This is a genomic window from Lentibacillus salicampi, assembly GCF_004565465.1.
Classification (GTDB): Bacteria; Bacillota; Bacilli; order Bacillales; family Amphibacillaceae; genus Lentibacillus; species Lentibacillus salicampi.
This window is the reverse complement of record NZ_SRHY01000017.1, coordinates 1-15675: the sequence shown is the minus strand read 5'-3', so window position 1 is coordinate 15675 and position 15675 is coordinate 1. Positions and strand designations below refer to the sequence as shown.

The following is a 15675-nucleotide window of genomic DNA, read 5'->3' as shown; positions in this document are numbered from 1 at the left end:
ATTGCGCTTGAAAATGTGAACTTTATCATCCAACAATTGAAAAACGGGAAATGCCTCTCCAAAGCATTTCCCGTCATAATATCTATGATTAGTTTGTAACGGCCTCGGCATTTTCACGTACTTGTTTCAGTGCACCGCTCCAGGCAATCACCTGATCCAGCATTTTGTTAGCATTATCGGCATGATAATCGGCAGGCTTAAACACACTGAAATTTTCAAAGTCTGTCATCAGTGAGAATGTGACGGCTGTCTGGACATCAGCAACCTGGAGCTCGCCAAAGATCAGACGCAGGTTTTCATGTGCCCGTGTACCGCCCAGACTGCCGTATCCAACAAGTCCTGCTGCTTTGTTGGCGACTTCCGGTTTCAGGTGGTCCAGCGCATTTTTCAGTGCACCGCCAACCGCATGATTATATTCCGGCGCCACGATGATATAGCCATCAAATGAGGCCATTTTTTCTGACCAGGCTTTCACGCTCGCCTCTGCTTCCTGCACCTGTGTTCCAGGAACCACCTGGCCTAACAATGGCAGCTGATAGTCAGCAAGATCCACAATTTCATATGTGACATCATCATTGCGCTTTTCCGCAAAGTCATGAATCCAATGGGTAACAGCTTCTCCATTGCGGGTTTCGCGGACACTGCCTAAAATAATTCCTATGTTTAACACGTAATCTTCCTCCTGTATTCCCAAAATGTACTGAACTCAATTCACTTGAATTCATTACTTTAATTGAACAAACGTATCGTACCATCATTCATTCCGATATTCAATTCATTTGCTTGTGGTTTGTAACAAACTTATTAAAAGTAATTATAATACGCTTACAAAGCTCTGACAACGGATACCTGAAAAGTCTTCCGGTTGTCGCGTTCATGAATATAAAAAGGTTATGCCAATTCATCACAGCACAACCTTCATACGGCCTGTTAAAATGGAAAGGCCGAATCCTTCTCCTGCTGGATCTCGCTGAAGACGTTGATGCCATGCACCAGATCATCCGCGAGCTGGTGCAGTCTGAATATCGCGTCATCATCCACAATCTTTTTCTGGTAGTAATTTTTTTCTTCCACAAATACATACTTCGGTATAATCACGGCTTTCATATACGAAAGAATCGGCTTCAACTGATGTTCCGGCACTAAGTAATGTTTGGCAGAACCCGCTGTTGCCACAATGCCGACAACCTTCTCCCGGAACGCCTCATTTGGAAGCAGATCAAACAGGTTTTTCAACGCTCCCGGAATGGACGCCTGGAAAATCGGCGTTCCGATAATATAAGCATCTGCCGCCATGATTTCTTCCAATACCCATTTTGTATCACCGCTGTAATCCCGGTAATCCCTGCCATCACTGAATACAAGCTCATAATCACTTAAGTCAATTAAAGTTGTGTCCACTTCCTGATAATCATTTTTCATTTTATTTAAAATCTGTTCGACAGCAATCCGTGTTTTTGAGCCGACAACAGATCCGGCTATGCCAGCTATCTTCAAAATAAATGCCCCCTCGATACTTTCACGTGCAAACAAATGTCAATTTCCTTTACTGCTATTTTACACAAAAAGCTTGAATAATACAGCTAATTAAACTGGGAGCATTCAACCGATTCCATAAAAAGGCAAATTCACTTTACTTTCAAGAAAACACTGACGAAAAGGCCAGCTGTCAAACCAAGGAAAATGGTAACAGAATAAAATCCAATCCCCATACCTGTCCAACCGCCGATGACAAAACTGAATACAAGCATCAGCAGACTAAGCAGCATAAGGGTGAACGTTGTGATAAAAAAGGTACCTGTTGCACTATACCGGCCCAACATAATGACAGCTGCAAAGGCCACAATGCCCGCAACAATAATTGGGAGCCATCCTTCCAGTAACAACGCATCCATTAACAGTCCCTCTTATGATTCAGGCATCTCAATCATCACGCGTTTCCGCTCTTTCCCGTCTGCAGTGATTTGCCAATAACTGTTATCCGGTTCAGCCCCGGCAAAATTTTTATCAACTGTGACGATCAGTTTATCCTCGTTATGAAAAAAGACCGGACTTGCCACATGTTCATAGAATGATGTTATCTGCTCGGCTTTTCCGGTGTCCAAATCCATCCGAAATCCTTCGTAAACATAAGTGCCCTGTTCATCTTTTGCGGCAACATCCGAGAATACAACATGCTCCCCATCCGGTGATAGTGTTGGCGATGAAATAATCGGCGCCTTGGAGCCAAAGTCACCCGCTGGTACAATCGTCTCCTCCTTGCCGTCTTCAAGCGAATGCAACACCAGCTGATCACGATTGCCGTACGTTTTATACATAAGCTGATCGCCATCCGCTGACACATTCAGTGACGACATACTGTAAGCTTCTTTGGACGTCAGCTGTTCGATGTCTTTTGTCTTTAAATCCATACGGAAAATATCAAAATCGTGCGGTCGCTCGGAAGAAATCGGTGAATAATTTTTGAACACACCAGCCTTCAGGAAAAACAATGAGCCACCATCGGGCGAAAATACCGCTTTCGTTATGTAATCATTCGTATTCATGAGTGTTTCCGTCGTCTGATCTTCCCTGTCCACGATACGCAGCTGGCTGTAGCGCTGCTTCTTCTCCTCCCCTTCTTCCTCCCATTGTTCGACAAAAGCAATTTTTCCGCCATCCGGAGAGAATGCCGGGTTGAGAAACGATTTGCCTTCATCGGGTTTTGCCAAAAGTTCAGCCTTTCCGCCGCTGACAGGAACAGTATACAATGCCGCATCATCGCCATGATAATATGAAAAGACAAGTTCACTGTCATCCGGTGAAATGTCGGTTGATTGACCAAAGCCGGAAAATCCTTCAGGCGGGCTGGCAAACGACCCTGCTCCCCAAAGCACAAAGAATAACAGAACGATTCCGGTGATAAAGCTGATATTTTTCATTTTGCGTGACATCTCTTAAAACCTCCCTAAAGCAAACGAAGGATCATAAAAGGCAATACAATCGATAGTACAGAAAAGCCAAGACCTGTTGCTATCGAAATAAGCGGTTTTTTAGGAATATACCGCATCTGAAATTTGTACGTAATGACCCAAATGATAATGGGAACCACCGTCAATATGACGTCAGCCTTCGCTTCGGAAAAAGCCAGCAACGCCCACAGAAAGAACAGACTCACACCGGCCACGACCAGGCCAAAGAGCAAATTGACAATATGACTGAGCAGTACCATTCCACGATGACGCTGTTTACTTGCTGCCGGACTGCTTGAATAATAGGCATTTCGGATAACCGCGACAAGACCAAGCCCAACCAGCACTAACAGATAAATGCCGAAGAAGATCGCCTGCCACCGGGGCCTCACTTCCATGATCGCAATATTAATCCCATTCCATAAAACATTGACGAGCAGTAAGACATTTACCAAATAAAAATAACGGCCAACAAACGAAATATTGATGGCAGCCAGGGTAACTGTTCCGCCTGTGACTAGCTGGATAGCCAGCCACACTGGAATCGGATTATGCAGAAAAAATGCCGACGTTAAATAAAAGATAACACCAAATAAAATGGTCCCTATTCCAATCACATATAACAGCCCGCGCTGGTAGGGATACATCGATTCCTGCAGCTGGTTTCCGATCGTCTCCGCGCTGCCAAATTCCGATAACACCCGCTTTTCGGCCTGTTTTTCGTTAAAACCACCGCTGATATAGTGTTGCTTCGCTTCTTCCAAATGATTGAGAACTTCCTCCCGTATTTCTTCACGCTCATCATGTGGACTTTGCATTTGCTCCAATATTTTTTCCACGTGCCTTTCCATATTGGTCATGATAAATCCCCTGATGTTTTCGTAATCAGATGATGGACACTGTTCCACTCGCCCAGCTTTCTGTCCAATTCAGCCTTACCATCGTCTGTAATCCGGTAATACTTCCTTCTTCCGTGTTCCATTTCATGCCAATACGACTGAAGCCAACCCTTTTTTTCCATACGCTTCAAAGCCGGATACAGTGTCCCTTCTCCCATATTATAAAGCTGCTCACTTTTCTCCTTTAGAACTTTAACCATTTCATAGCCATACATATCGTTCCCGTTCAGCAGATTGAGCAATAAAATATCAATGCTGCCTTTCATGATTTCACGGTCCATTCCAGTATCACCTCTTTTGATATTGTATTACGATGTGCATCGTGTTACAAGGGTTGGAATAAAACAAATCAATAAATATTCATGCAACAAGTTCGTGTTTCAATCCTGGAATTCGGTTTTGAAAAGGTTTAAGCAAACGTAACCATTTTTTGATATAATGAAAGAACTAAAGAAAGGGTGCTTCTATGTACATGTTTGTCGAGGATCAAATTAAAGAAGCCATTGATAACGGTGAGTTTGACAATTTGCCCGGTAAAGGAAAAAAGTTGAATGTACGGGATGAACTGCCTGGTCTGTCACCGGAACTCAACCAAGCGTTTAAAACTTTGAAGAATGCCGGCTTTGTGCCCGAGGAAGATGACCGTAAAAGCGGTCAGGATATGAGCGACAAAGATTTAATGACCTACGCAACCGGTGAGGAATATAAGGACGATGTAAGAAAAGGCAAACAGCTTGATGACCTTGTCGAAAAGAAAAAGCTGCACCGTAACCTGAAATTTCCGTTCTATCGGAAAAAGATATTCAAAAAGCTGTCCTGATGGAACTGGTTAATGGCATACATGTAACCAGTTTCCCTTTTTTATAGTGGAATACCCTTCCATGCTGTACACCAAAGACCTGGTCTGAAATCAAAAAATCCGAATATCCTGCTCCGCCCGCTCAATCGTAATGTCACGAGCTTCATGAAATGCCACAAAGGCCTCCAAAGCATCCTTCAGATCCCTGCGAAGGGTTGGCGTTATTTCCACATCGGATTCAATCTGCAACAGACGGACGTTTAACACCTGATTTTCTCTGTCCAATCCAGGATCAATCCGGCCGATCAGGCGATCTCCGGCGAGGATTGGCATGGCATAATAACCGTAACGACGCTCGGCTTTTGGCGTATAAACTTCCCATTTATAGTTGAACTCAAAAAGGTCGACAAGCCGCTCCCGGCGCCAAAGCAGATTATCCAGCGGCGGCAAAAACCGGACTTGCGCATCATCCGACAGTCCACCTTCCCGCACATCCTGTTCATGGTTTTTTAGCCTGTCCAGATCTTCAGGCAATATATAATACCGCCGGCGTACACCTTCTATGTCCAATGGGATAACGCTTCCTTCTTCAACCCGTTTCATGATCGCTTCCTGACGTTCTGCGGCGCTCATTTTTTGCCATCCCAACCGTGCATCTCCTGCATCAAACACACGGTAGGCCCGTAGATACTTTTCCAAAAGTGCTTTTTTCGATGTAGCCGTGTCCATATTTTCAGCATCCTGCAATAGGGTCTCCGGTATCGTCCGTTCTGTTAAGTCAAAAAACCGCTCACTGCCTGCCCGGCAGACAACGCGGATCACCCCTGTATCAAGCAGCAGATTCAAAGCATGAGAAGTTGCCTTGGTTTTGGGCAGTTTATGATCCCATGCCCCGTGTACACGGTCTTTTGCTCGGAACGACCGCGACGGAAGCGGACCTTCACGACGCAGCCGAGCCAGAACACCATCCACAACAGATCCGAGCTTGCCGAGTTCTTCACGCATTTGGCTTCGGAAACGTATGCGGGTTGCTTCAAACAGCGGATAATCCTCCATTGGAATCGTACACGCCGCGTTTGCCCAATACTCGAATAAATCGCCTTGTACCAGCAGTTCATTTAGCATGTCGGGCCGGTAATCGGGAACCCGCGCTGCCAGTACAAGATGCTGATTACGCGCAACAGAAGCCACAGCATCCATCTGTACACATTCCAGCTGACGTATCATCTGTAATGTCTTATCTTGGACAGATTGATCCATCCTTTGATCGTTATTTGACAGCAAGTGCTGCGTATCCAGCAAAAATCGCCGGACTGCACGCCGGTTTACCTGGTATGGTTTCATTGCTTTTTCCTTCCTTCAAGGTCTTATAAATTAAACTTGAACGTATCGAATCTTCATTTATTTTACCACATAAATGGCCAGAGATATTAGGATATTCCAGGATTTTGACAAACCATCTATTCAGCTTTTTCAATGCTTATGGTAAACTGTTACTATTCTCAGAATACAGATATAGCATCATACCTTGGGGGATTACAATGAAGCTGGCCAAAATTGTGGTTTTTTATTCACTTGGCATTTTCGGAATTATTTGTATTAGTGTGTTTCCAAAATTTATAGCAATGTCGGGGCTGGCAAATCCGTTAGACTATTTTGCAGGACTGGGAGAATTTTTAATCACGTTTATCCAGCCGGGTTCGTGGGTCTATGATGTTCCCATGTCATCAGGTGAATTTTCCCTGATTGGTACGCTATGGGACCCGTTTATTTATTCAATGGAGATCCTGTTCAGCGCGCTGCTTCTTGGGTTTTCCCTCGCATTTCTGTTGGCATTCGGCGCCAACTTTCTCCCACAGAGGGCCATGCAGGCTGTCAAACGGGTTCTTGATTTTCTTGAATCGGTTCCAGATATTGTTGTAGCGGCTCTTGTGCAGATGCTGATGCTTTTTTTGCTGAAAACATTTGACGTCGAATTGTTCCGAGTTGCGTCCTATATGGAAAACAAGGCATACGCATTACCGATTATCACGCTGGCCATTTTGCCAATGGTCTCGCTGTTTAAAATTATGCTCTTGATGATAGAAGAGGAATTCGCAAAGGATTATGTTATTTTCCTGAAGAGTAAAGGCATCCGGAAAACCGGTATTTTAATCGTCCATGTCCTGCGCAATATAATGCCGACAACGTTGCACCATACTAAAATGATTATCTGGGCCGCGCTTTCCAGCCAGTTTATCATTGAGCGAATATTTAATGTGCACGGTATCAGCTTTTTCATTCTGGAGAGTTTTACACCGATGACCATCGCCGCCTCATTGATTATGTTGTTCACGTCATTTTTCTTTATTTTTCAACTGACGGATTTTTGGCTAAGCGAAAGCCGTGAGTCTGAACTAGAGACAAATTTAAAAAGACAACGACTATATCATCCGGGCGGGTTTTTGAAACGTCTGCTTTATCACTTCAAACGGATTGAATGGCAAAAGTTGAACCCGCGGCGGCCAGCGGGAAGACTATTTCGTACGCTTTACGGCTATATGAAAAACTGGAAAATTGCTGCCGGCAGTCTGTTTTTCATTGTATTGATCAGTATCAGCGTGATCTATTCCGTGACGGCAGATGACCATGTCGATCAAGCCTCAATTGTTTACGAAGAGGATGGCACTACTATCAAAAGCACACCAGCGCATGCGCCGCCGGAACCGTTTTTGCTCGGCTCTGACGGGCAGGGTTTCAGTATGTTGGATATGCTGGTTATTGGTGCAAAATATACACTTTTTTTCGGATTGCTGATTGCATTCCTGAGGGTGTTTATCGGGCTGGCAGGCGGCGTGCTATTTGCATTCGGATGTGGTCCAAGACGTCAAAAGTGGCTTGAAAAGACGGCTGATTCCATTCATTTTTTGCCTTTGAGTCTGGTCGCCTATATCCTGCTGCGGCCGATTTTAACCGAAGCGCAAACCGGATTCGCTTATTCGATGACGGAACGGATCGTGCTGGAAATCATTATTCTAACCATACTGGTCGTTCCGCTCACTTCTGTCCTGCTGGGGAACGAAATGAAGCGGGTGTTGAACAATGAATTTATTAAAAGTGCCCAGGTGCTCGGTGGCGGAAGATGGCACATTTTCCGGCGGCATGTCCTCCCGCATATCAGTGCCCGCATGACAATTCTGTTTGGACAGCAGTTTATTCAGGTTTTGATTATCTTTATGCATCTGGGAATTTTCGATCTTTTTTTCGGTGGTACAAACATGACATTCGGGCTCGTACAGGACCCGCCAAGATCGATATCCTATGAATGGTCGGGACTAATTGGTTCAACCACCCATGCCCTATCATCCGGCGAGTACTGGCTCTTTGCCTGGGTGCTGCTCGCGTTCATGGTAAGTATTTATGCCATGCAGTTCATCATTTATGGGGTTAAAGAAGTCCAGCAGACAAAAGTGGGTGTCATCTTTAACGTCAGGAAATTAAGGCGAAACAAACTGCAGCAAAAAGCCGCCTCGAATTATGAGGTGGACAGTCAACGTTTCCGGCGCGTTGGTAAATCTGAGGCTAACTAGGCAGCTTAACAAAAATCAGGCGCCCCTTTATAATGAAAGAAACAGCGTTATCATTTCAAACATGTTCATTCAACGAGGGAGGTTACCACAATAACCGATATCAACAGGAAAATCGTCCATAGGCTGCAGACTGCTCATGAGAGAAAAGAACCGATTGAGTTTATCCGGCACCATTATACATTAGATGAACCAACAGCCTACACCATTCAGGAACAGTTTATTCAGAAAAAACGCGAAAGCACACTTGAGTGTATAAGCGGCTACAAGATCAGCATGACAAGCCCGGATACACAGGCATATGCCAATACTGATGAACCGGCGTATGGGACATTCACTGAAGGAAATCTCGTACAATCACAGGATACGGTCTCATTGGACACGCTATTCGATCCGCTGATTGAGACGGAATTAGTATTTATCCTGACAGACGACCTATCGATGAGTGCAACGGAAGACGAAATCCTTTTCAAAAGCAAGGTCGCTGCAGGACTTGAGATTCCTGACTCCCGTTATAAGGACTGGTTCCCCAACTTTACGCTGGAAGATCTCCTGTGTGATAATGGCGCCGCAGGACTAGTGGTCATTTCAGATGCAGTTGTTCCCCCATCTTTTGAACAATTGGGCGATATCCACATGGCATTATACCATCAGGACGAAAAAATTGGCGAAGGAATCTCGTCCAATGTGCTGGACAATCCGGCCTCATCCGTTGCATGGCTTTCTGGTAAACTGAAAAGCCATGGCAAATCGCTGAAAAAAGGTATGATCATTGCATCTGGTACATTCATCCCCCCTCTGCGTGTTAAGGAAGGAACATATCAAGCCACCTTCACAGGTATCGGAGACGTTAGTGTCACATTTTCGCGCTAGTTCACTGGCTCTGTAAAATAGTGGAAACCTATAAAACAATGAAAAGCCTCCGCGTTTACAGTAACGAATTCAGTTCTGGGAGAGAAAATACAAAATAACATACCAAATAACATACAACTTATAAGATGGTTCACTCCCAAAAAGGTCATTCGGCCCTTTTCGATATCACATACAGTGTTAGTAACATCTTAAAAACCACAATACTTTGTGCTTTTTAAGATGTTATTTTTAAATAAACACTTTTTAGGGACTAACCATAAGATGTACATAAATTTATGTACCCTCGTTAATATGTCTGTCAAAGTGCTTGTTATTTGTAATGCATTTGACGTGAAGATTATAGGTTAATTTATAAAAAATTTAATAAAACCTCCAAGTTTTTTAGAAGGTGTGAATTCAATATGTTAAAATATTTGTATACAACAATCGGGCCAGATTGTGGCATAGTTTTATTTGTATATGGGGGGATTTTTGTGAGTAAATTAAATAAGTTCTTTTATGATTATTTAGGAATGGAGAACAAAAACCTTGATGAGCTTACTATTTATAATTTGGGGCTGGGAATGAAAAAGGAAAAGTTCCCAGAAAAATTAATTGCAGATATACTTGGTGAATTTAATAAAATTATAAACGAATTGGGAGAAAAGAAATTTCAGGAATGGCTTTTCAATCTACATTTTCAGATACCAGACCCTTTTAAAAATGAATTGAGAGCCGAAGACATATACAATAACTATGAGAATTGGATAGAGCGTGAAATAGTGAATTTAGAAAATGAAACTAATTTATCCTGGGAAAAACAATCAGAGGATATTGCAAATGTAAATATGAAAATCAGAAAAACACAATTGGTACTGAGGCATAGAATTTCAGAAGTTGTTTTAGATTTATTAAACTAACGGGCGCTTTTGTCGCACAAGGTTGTGCTAGAAACTGGCCATATTATTGAATTACGAGAGGAGGGATTAAAGTGCCTACCTGCGAAAATTGCAATAATAAGTGGAGTTGGAAACAAACAGTTAAAAAGACGACTACCTTGGATCCAGCGATGGTTTGTCCTTACTGCGAAAAAAAACAATACCAAACACAGAAATCAAAAACAAAAGGTGGCTTTTTAACGGGCATTGTTGTTTTCCTGATGATTATGATACCAAATTTTCTTAATCTATCATTAGCTGGCACACTTGGTTTGTTGCCTGTTTTGATTGCTATTATTTTACTTATATATCCATACTTAGTGGAGTTGAGTTGCAAAGAGAAATATATAAACTTTTTTGGAGATAAGGAATGAAAGAAGGGTTATTCCAGAAACGGGCGCACATCTGGAATAAAGGATAGCGCCCAATTTGCCATTGTAGTGCATTTTGAGGAATAAAGCGGGGTGAGAAGGAATGATTATTTTACTTGCAGCATTAGCTGTAATACTGTTTTTAACTGCTACCAAAACTCAGTTTTTCAAAAGAAAACACTCAAATAATAAAATCATGACCCAGCTGGGAATGGCGATATTAGTGGCAGCTATTACGATAAACGTTCTTTTTGTGAGTCACGGAAATACAGCTTTTAAATATACAGCTGTTGGTATGGGGATAATGTCATTTATTGCGATTTTGGTTGAGATGGTAATTACAAAAAAGAAACGGACTCATCATGAATGTAGTTAATTATTTTATCCAAGAATAGGGTGCCTATCTAGAATAAGACCTGGCGCCCTCAATGTACATAAGGGCCATTTTGTTCAGGTTCAAATTTTACTTTTGAGGGGGGAAGAACTAGTAGAATATACCAGAAATTCCTTCCAGTTAATTTTTTTAACATACTCCCGTTTAGCTTGTTAGACTGGAAATATAATCCAGTTTACCAACTTCTAAGAGGTGAGTAGCCATGTTATCTCTTTCAAGACGCGAAAAAAATGTGTTGCATCACTGGAAAAATGGCCAAAGCATTGAATTTCGAATGAAATTAAGAGCAACAATCATCTGGCAATTAACCCTGGAAAATCAAACAGAACATCAAGTTGCGGAAAATCTGGACATCTCGGTAAAAACCGTTAAAAAATGGCGCGATCGTTATGTGGAAAACCGGGAAAGCGGACTTTACGACCATTACCGATCCGGTGCTCCTGCCAAGTTTAACGTCCAGCAGCGATGTGAAGTCATTGCGATAGCCTGTGACCAGCCATGGAATTATGGTTATTCGACTCACACTCATTGGAACCTGGATATCCTCTCTGAAGCAGCAGCGCATAACGCACAGGGTCCAGTCATGAGTCGTTCGAGCGTCCAACGTACTCTAAAACGTAACGATCTCCACCCGCAAAGTTATGAGATGTGGCTACACAGTAAAGATCCAAGATTCCGGGAAAAAGTGAATGATGTCGTGTCGCTTTATCTTGATCCGCCAAAAGATGCCGTGGTCATTTCCGTTGATGAGAAAACCGGTATGCAGGCCCTGGAACGCAAAATGGAGCCGCAACCTGCTTTACCTGGCCAGCCCGGCCGTTACGAGCATGAATATATACGTCATGGTACAGAATCACTAATTGCCGGGTTTGAGATTAACACTGGCAAGGTTGTCGCACAGATACGTCCTACCCGAAAGGCTGATGACCTGCTGGCATTTATGGAGAAACTGGCCTGTGCCTATCCCGATCAAAACGTCATCATCATTTGGGATAATTTAAATATTCATAAGGATGGCCCATCCCAGAGATGGAGCAGGTTTAACGAAAAACATAACAACCGATTTTCTTTCCACTATACGCCTATTCATGCCTCTTGGGTCAACCAGGTGGAGATCTTTTTCGCCATCCTGCATAAACGCTGCCTGAAATGGAGCAGTTTCCATTCCACAGCGGAATTGAAAAAAGCTGTACTGGCTTTCATTGAGCAATGGAATCAGGAAGAAGCACATCCGTTTAACTGGACATTCGGCGGCTACCCGATGCAACATGAAACTAAGGAGGCTGCATAACATGACAACCGATCCAATGGAAAAAGATGTGCTGGAAGGTATCCTGGAACGGAAAGGATTCACCCATTTGAATGTCCGTAAACACGGGAACCACCTGGTCATTTATTCGGTAGAAGACGACGAAAAAGTGAACCGGGCGAGATTGACAAAGGTCACTGCCCAGTACTACCAACTTGGCATGGCTGACCACCGTGGAAAATGGGAATCCACACCCTTCAGAGGAACCATGGACGAAATGGTCACGTTACTGACAAATGATTTCGCCTTTGCCCTGGCTCCTTGGTAGGTTTGAGGTCAGCAGTTAAATATGGACAACTCGAATTTTTAAAATAATCTTGTGACAGATATGAGATGTATATCTTTTTTAGGTGCTAAAGACAAACGATATATTCAAAATAATATATTTTGTTCGCAAACAAGTAGAATGGGTTACTTTTTTAGCTTAAACATTTGCCTTTCCGAAAAAAAGTTTCCCTACCGACAACTCAGCCGGGAAAGGACTTTTGAAATGTTCTACTAGTGAAAATACTTAGAATAACTTTAGCGATTGTTGTAGTAGTCCTATCTAGTTATAGTTTGATAACTGGTATAACTGGAATAATAATGCCTTATGTTTTGCTGTTAATAGGACTATTGTGTCTTCTTATGGGGATAACTGAATTTCAAAAACGAAAACCATCTGCCTTCACAATGTTTCTTGCGGCTGGGTTTAGTCTTTTTGTTGGAGTTTATACCTTATAAAGCAATAGGGCACGATTCCCTAATAAGGAATCGCACCGATAACACATATAAGGGCCAGATTGTGAAGTGAATGAACAGTTATTTGGATAAGGATATGGGGTGTTTTAATTGAAACAAATATTTGCTTTTGAAACAAAAGAGGAATATGAAAATATCAAGAGTTGATAGGCAAATTCACAAAGAAATTAAATGAATATCAGCTTATATTAGAAAAGCATTTCGAGCTAAAAGATAAGCCCAAAGGTATTGTTTGGACGTTGGTACAGACGAGTGTAAAATTAAGAATATAGCCGGAATAAAACTTTAGAGTTTCGACACTTTTTACCGTAATAGGTTTATAATCTATTACGGGAGGCGAGAAAAAGTGAACTATGAAATGAGAGAAGAGGTTTTCTGGATGATTCAGGATTTACACAAGAAAGGATGGAGTATCACGGCTATAGCGGAAGAAATGCAAGTTAGCTGGCCGACAGCTAAAAAATACACAGAAGAACTTCCTGAAAAACAAACACGGCCCAAAAGGAAAAGCAAGCTTGATCCGTATAAGGACTACATAAAGCGACGGATCGAGGAAGGAACGACAAACTGCGAAGTTCTCTTTGATGAACTGCAGGAAAAGGGTTATACCGGCAGGAAGACAATCCTGAAAGATTTTGTGACACCGTTTCGAAAGGCCCCTGGTAAACAAGGGATCCCAAGGTATGAAACTGGACCTGGCGAACAAGCTCAAGTGGATTGGATGGATTGTGGGATCCGAGAGATGGATGGATCCCGAAAGCGAACGTATGGTTTTATCATGACCATGAGTTATTCACGGAAACGATTCCTTTGTTTTACAAGGAATATGAAAATGAATACGTTTCTACGCTGCATGGTACAGGCATTTGAGTATTATGGCGGTATTCCAAGGAAGGTTCTGTTCGATAACATGAAAACCGTTGTCCAGCAGCGACTTAAAAAGGAAATTATCCTGACATCGGAATTTAACGATTTTGCCTTTTATTACGGATTCAGAGTAGATCTATGTCAGCCTGGAAAACCCCGGACCAAGGGAAAAGTTGAAAACTCGGTAAAATACGTCCGAAATAATTTCCTGCAGCGGAAGCATGAACCTTCTTTGGATGCTTGGAACGAAGATGCATTGGCATGGCTTCTAACGGTGGCAAATTACAAACCCAATCAAACGACTGGTGTAGCACCTGATGAGAGATTTAAAGAGGAACAGGACAAGTTACAGCCAATTACAGGAATTAAACCTTACACCGTTACAAAATGGGAAAAACGCGTGGTAAATGACGGGTATATCTCGATCAAGTCCAAAAAATATTCCGTTCCGAGCCGACCATCATTAAAAGAGGTTCGAATCCGCTGGATAGACAGGGATACCTTTGAGGTATGGGATCACAAAGATAAAATCACGGAATATGTAGTTGATATAAATCCGGACAAAACCGTTGTTTACCGGCCTGAACATCTACCAAAAATAAAAGGAACTCCTGACGAAGGGGATATGGGTTTGGCGACCTCCCCACACGTTCAGAAAGCTCCGGATGTAGAAGTTCGGTCCCTCGACTATTATGAGAATTTAAAAGAGGAGGAATCCGATTATGCAAGCAATAGATGACCTGCATGAACGATGTCTGCAGCTTGGATGGAAGGCGGTGGCTCAAGACCTCGACGCCATCCTGGAACAAGCCTCTAGTAAAAGTATAACATATGCCGAATTTTTAAGTACAGTTCTGCGTTATGAAGAAGATTTTAAGAAAGAAGCATCCTGGAATCGCCGAATCAAAAAAGCTAAATTTCCATTTGTGAAAACGTTGACGGAGTTTGATTTTACGGTTCAAACCAGTGTAAGCGAAAAGCGTATTCGCGACCTAATATCGCGCTCCTTTTACCGGGATGGACATAATATTTTACTTTTGGGACCTCCTGGGGTGGGAAAAACGCATTTAGCTGTCGCCATTGCCCTAGAAGCAATTGACCAAGGAGAAACAGCTCTATTTATCCGATCTGATGAATTTATCGAAGCAGCAAAGGAAGCTGTAGAACACAATCAAATCAAAAAGTTTCTGCGGCAATATGCGCGGCCTACCGTTCTCATTATGGACGAAATTGGGTACGCCCCATTTGATGCCACCAGTGCCCAAATCCTGTTTCAAGTGGTATCTAAACGATACGAGGAAGGCTCTCTCATTATTACGTCTAATAAATCGTATAGTGAATGGGGAGACATGCTTGGCAGTACCGTATTGGCAACAGCCATTTTGGACAGACTCCTGCATCATAGTTCCGTTTTCAACATACGAGGTGACTCCTACCGTCTGAAAGAAAAGATCCAAGCGGGCGTTGTACCGACAAAAGCGGGGGCGGAGGGGATACAATGATCAAGTACAGCATGCATTATGACCAGAATCAGGAACAATGGTTCGTTGAACGACAGGAACGAGACTACGCCCTCCATTGCGGAGAAACCTTTGCGCTATACATTGGTCGAAGATCCATTCCCTGTCGATTGGAATTAGCCGACAAGTGGTACGTCGTTATGGAAGATGCCAGGTTTGATTTACGGGAAAATGATCAATATACGATTTATTTATAGGAAAGATGCCCACAGCCAGTCCCCGCCAGCCGGCGCGAAATTTTGGTGAAGGAGGTGGGCTAGCCCACCTCCTTCACCAAAATTCTGGCTATACTCTAAAAAAGTAAACCGGCTATATTATAAAATTTTAAATTGGCCTTGACAACGTCAGAAGAACTAGCAACAAATGTTTTTTCAGATGTTCCTATACCTGCATTTACTAATAAAGATATTATCTACTTTTCTCCTGATTTATCAAATTGGAAGAATTTATTTATTAAACAACTAGAGG

Annotated in this window: 19 protein-coding genes; 12 read left to right on the top strand and 7 right to left on the bottom strand. The window is 42.7% G+C overall.

Annotated elements, in window-relative coordinates; translation table 11 throughout:
- Positions 1-88: 88 nt before the first annotated feature.
- The 6 genes from E4U82_RS10970 to E4U82_RS10945 all read right to left on the bottom strand — a co-directional run bounded on the left by E4U82_RS10970 (position 89) and on the right by E4U82_RS10945 (position 4131).
- On the bottom strand, positions 89-670 hold the full coding sequence (locus E4U82_RS10970; RefSeq protein WP_135110229.1) for an NADPH-dependent FMN reductase: 582 nt from the start codon (positions 668-670) through the stop codon (positions 89-91).
- Positions 671-930: 260 nt separating this feature from the next.
- Positions 931-1497, bottom strand: a complete 567-nt coding sequence (locus E4U82_RS10965) for an NADPH-dependent FMN reductase (RefSeq protein ID WP_135110228.1) — start codon at positions 1495-1497, stop codon at positions 931-933.
- Between the two features lie 131 nt (positions 1498-1628).
- Positions 1629-1895, bottom strand: coding sequence for a YesK family protein (locus E4U82_RS10960; protein WP_135110227.1), 267 nt, complete (start codon positions 1893-1895; stop codon positions 1629-1631).
- Between the two features lie 12 nt (positions 1896-1907).
- On the bottom strand, positions 1908-2933 hold the full coding sequence (locus E4U82_RS10955; RefSeq protein ID WP_135110226.1) for a TolB family protein: 1026 nt from the start codon (positions 2931-2933) through the stop codon (positions 1908-1910).
- 14 nt (positions 2934-2947) lie between these two features.
- Positions 2948-3811: a permease prefix domain 1-containing protein gene (locus E4U82_RS10950; protein WP_135110225.1), complete on the bottom strand. Its 864-nt coding sequence runs from the start codon at positions 3809-3811 to the stop codon at positions 2948-2950.
- Positions 3808-4131, bottom strand: a complete 324-nt coding sequence (locus E4U82_RS10945) for a PadR family transcriptional regulator (RefSeq protein ID WP_135110224.1) — start codon at positions 4129-4131, stop codon at positions 3808-3810. The genes E4U82_RS10950 and E4U82_RS10945 overlap by 4 nt, the downstream gene beginning before the upstream one ends.
- A 185-nt stretch (positions 4132-4316) precedes the next feature.
- Between E4U82_RS10945 and E4U82_RS10940 the strand changes: the two genes are divergently transcribed.
- Entirely contained in the window at positions 4317-4670 is a 354-nt protein-coding gene (locus E4U82_RS10940; protein ID WP_135110223.1) for a DnaJ family domain-containing protein, read from the top strand.
- A gap of 90 nt (positions 4671-4760) precedes the next feature.
- Here E4U82_RS10940 and E4U82_RS10935 read toward each other — a convergent pair whose 3' ends face one another.
- Positions 4761-5993, bottom strand: coding sequence for a winged helix-turn-helix domain-containing protein (locus tag E4U82_RS10935; protein WP_135110222.1), 1233 nt, complete (start codon positions 5991-5993; stop codon positions 4761-4763).
- A gap of 197 nt (positions 5994-6190) precedes the next feature.
- On the opposite strand from E4U82_RS10935, the gene E4U82_RS10930 reads away from it, so the two are divergent.
- From E4U82_RS10930 to E4U82_RS10880, 11 genes are all read left to right on the top strand, one after another.
- Positions 6191-8218: an ABC transporter permease subunit gene (locus E4U82_RS10930; protein ID WP_135110221.1), complete on the top strand. Its 2028-nt coding sequence runs from the start codon at positions 6191-6193 to the stop codon at positions 8216-8218.
- Positions 8219-8491: 273 nt separating this feature from the next.
- Positions 8492-9088: a 2-keto-4-pentenoate hydratase gene (locus E4U82_RS10925; RefSeq protein ID WP_245183560.1), complete on the top strand. Its 597-nt coding sequence runs from the start codon at positions 8492-8494 to the stop codon at positions 9086-9088.
- A 473-nt stretch (positions 9089-9561) separates the two neighbouring features.
- Entirely contained in the window at positions 9562-9987 is a 426-nt protein-coding gene (locus tag E4U82_RS10920; RefSeq protein WP_135110219.1) for a hypothetical protein, read from the top strand.
- Between the two features lie 71 nt (positions 9988-10058).
- Positions 10059-10379 (top strand): TIGR04104 family putative zinc finger protein, encoded by a 321-nt coding sequence (locus E4U82_RS10915; protein ID WP_135110218.1) that lies wholly within the window; start codon positions 10059-10061, stop codon positions 10377-10379.
- 100 nt (positions 10380-10479) lie between these two features.
- Positions 10480-10752 carry a hypothetical protein gene (locus tag E4U82_RS10910; protein ID WP_135110217.1) on the top strand — a complete coding sequence of 91 codons (273 nt, stop codon included), beginning with the start codon at positions 10480-10482 and terminating at the stop codon, positions 10750-10752.
- Positions 10753-10972: 220 nt separating this feature from the next.
- A complete protein-coding gene (locus E4U82_RS10905) occupies positions 10973-12061 on the top strand; it encodes an IS630 family transposase (protein WP_135110216.1) in 1089 nt (362 codons plus the stop codon).
- A gap of 1 nt (position 12062) precedes the next feature.
- A complete protein-coding gene (locus E4U82_RS10900; RefSeq protein ID WP_135110215.1) occupies positions 12063-12347 on the top strand; it encodes a hypothetical protein in 285 nt (94 codons plus the stop codon).
- 317 nt (positions 12348-12664) lie between these two features.
- Positions 12665-12802 (top strand): DUF3953 domain-containing protein, encoded by a 138-nt coding sequence (locus E4U82_RS20295; protein ID WP_342447732.1) that lies wholly within the window; start codon positions 12665-12667, stop codon positions 12800-12802.
- Between the two features lie 364 nt (positions 12803-13166).
- Positions 13167-14426 carry an IS21 family transposase gene (istA, locus tag E4U82_RS10890; RefSeq protein ID WP_135110214.1) on the top strand — a complete coding sequence of 420 codons (1260 nt, stop codon included), beginning with the start codon at positions 13167-13169 and terminating at the stop codon, positions 14424-14426.
- Entirely contained in the window at positions 14410-15189 is a 780-nt protein-coding gene (istB, locus tag E4U82_RS10885) for an IS21-like element helper ATPase IstB (protein WP_135110213.1), read from the top strand. The genes istA and istB overlap by 17 nt, the downstream gene beginning before the upstream one ends.
- Complete coding sequence (locus E4U82_RS10880) at positions 15186-15404, top strand: DUF5348 domain-containing protein (protein WP_135110212.1); 219 nt, start codon at positions 15186-15188, stop codon at positions 15402-15404. Before istB ends, E4U82_RS10880 begins: the two co-directional genes overlap by 4 nt.
- Positions 15405-15675 lie beyond the last annotated feature (271 nt).

Excerpts from the sequence above, each read along its gene's own strand:
- E4U82_RS10945 (WP_135110224.1), bottom strand. The coding sequence starts at position 4,131 with ATGGACCGTGAAATCATGAAAGGCAGCATTGATATTTTATTGCTCAAT.
- E4U82_RS10950 (WP_135110225.1), bottom strand. The coding sequence starts at position 3,811 with ATGACCAATATGGAAAGGCACGTGGAAAAAATATTGGAGCAAATGCAA.
- E4U82_RS10955 (WP_135110226.1), bottom strand. The coding sequence starts at position 2,933 with ATGTCACGCAAAATGAAAAATATCAGCTTTATCACCGGAATCGTTCTG.
- E4U82_RS10930 (WP_135110221.1), top strand. The coding sequence starts at position 6,191 with ATGAAGCTGGCCAAAATTGTGGTTTTTTATTCACTTGGCATTTTCGGA.
- istB (WP_135110213.1), top strand. The coding sequence starts at position 14,410 with ATGCAAGCAATAGATGACCTGCATGAACGATGTCTGCAGCTTGGATGG.
- E4U82_RS10940 (WP_135110223.1), top strand. The coding sequence starts at position 4,317 with ATGTACATGTTTGTCGAGGATCAAATTAAAGAAGCCATTGATAACGGT.
- E4U82_RS10900 (WP_135110215.1), top strand. The coding sequence starts at position 12,063 with ATGACAACCGATCCAATGGAAAAAGATGTGCTGGAAGGTATCCTGGAA.
- E4U82_RS10935 (WP_135110222.1), bottom strand. The coding sequence starts at position 5,993 with ATGAAACCATACCAGGTAAACCGGCGTGCAGTCCGGCGATTTTTGCTG.
- E4U82_RS10880 (WP_135110212.1), top strand. The coding sequence starts at position 15,186 with ATGATCAAGTACAGCATGCATTATGACCAGAATCAGGAACAATGGTTC.
- E4U82_RS10910 (WP_135110217.1), top strand. The coding sequence starts at position 10,480 with ATGATTATTTTACTTGCAGCATTAGCTGTAATACTGTTTTTAACTGCT.
- E4U82_RS10905 (WP_135110216.1), top strand. The coding sequence starts at position 10,973 with ATGTTATCTCTTTCAAGACGCGAAAAAAATGTGTTGCATCACTGGAAA.
- E4U82_RS10960 (WP_135110227.1), bottom strand. The coding sequence starts at position 1,895 with ATGGATGCGTTGTTACTGGAAGGATGGCTCCCAATTATTGTTGCGGGC.
- E4U82_RS10925 (WP_245183560.1), top strand. The coding sequence starts at position 8,492 with ATGACAAGCCCGGATACACAGGCATATGCCAATACTGATGAACCGGCG.
- E4U82_RS20295 (WP_342447732.1), top strand. The coding sequence starts at position 12,665 with ATGCCTTATGTTTTGCTGTTAATAGGACTATTGTGTCTTCTTATGGGG.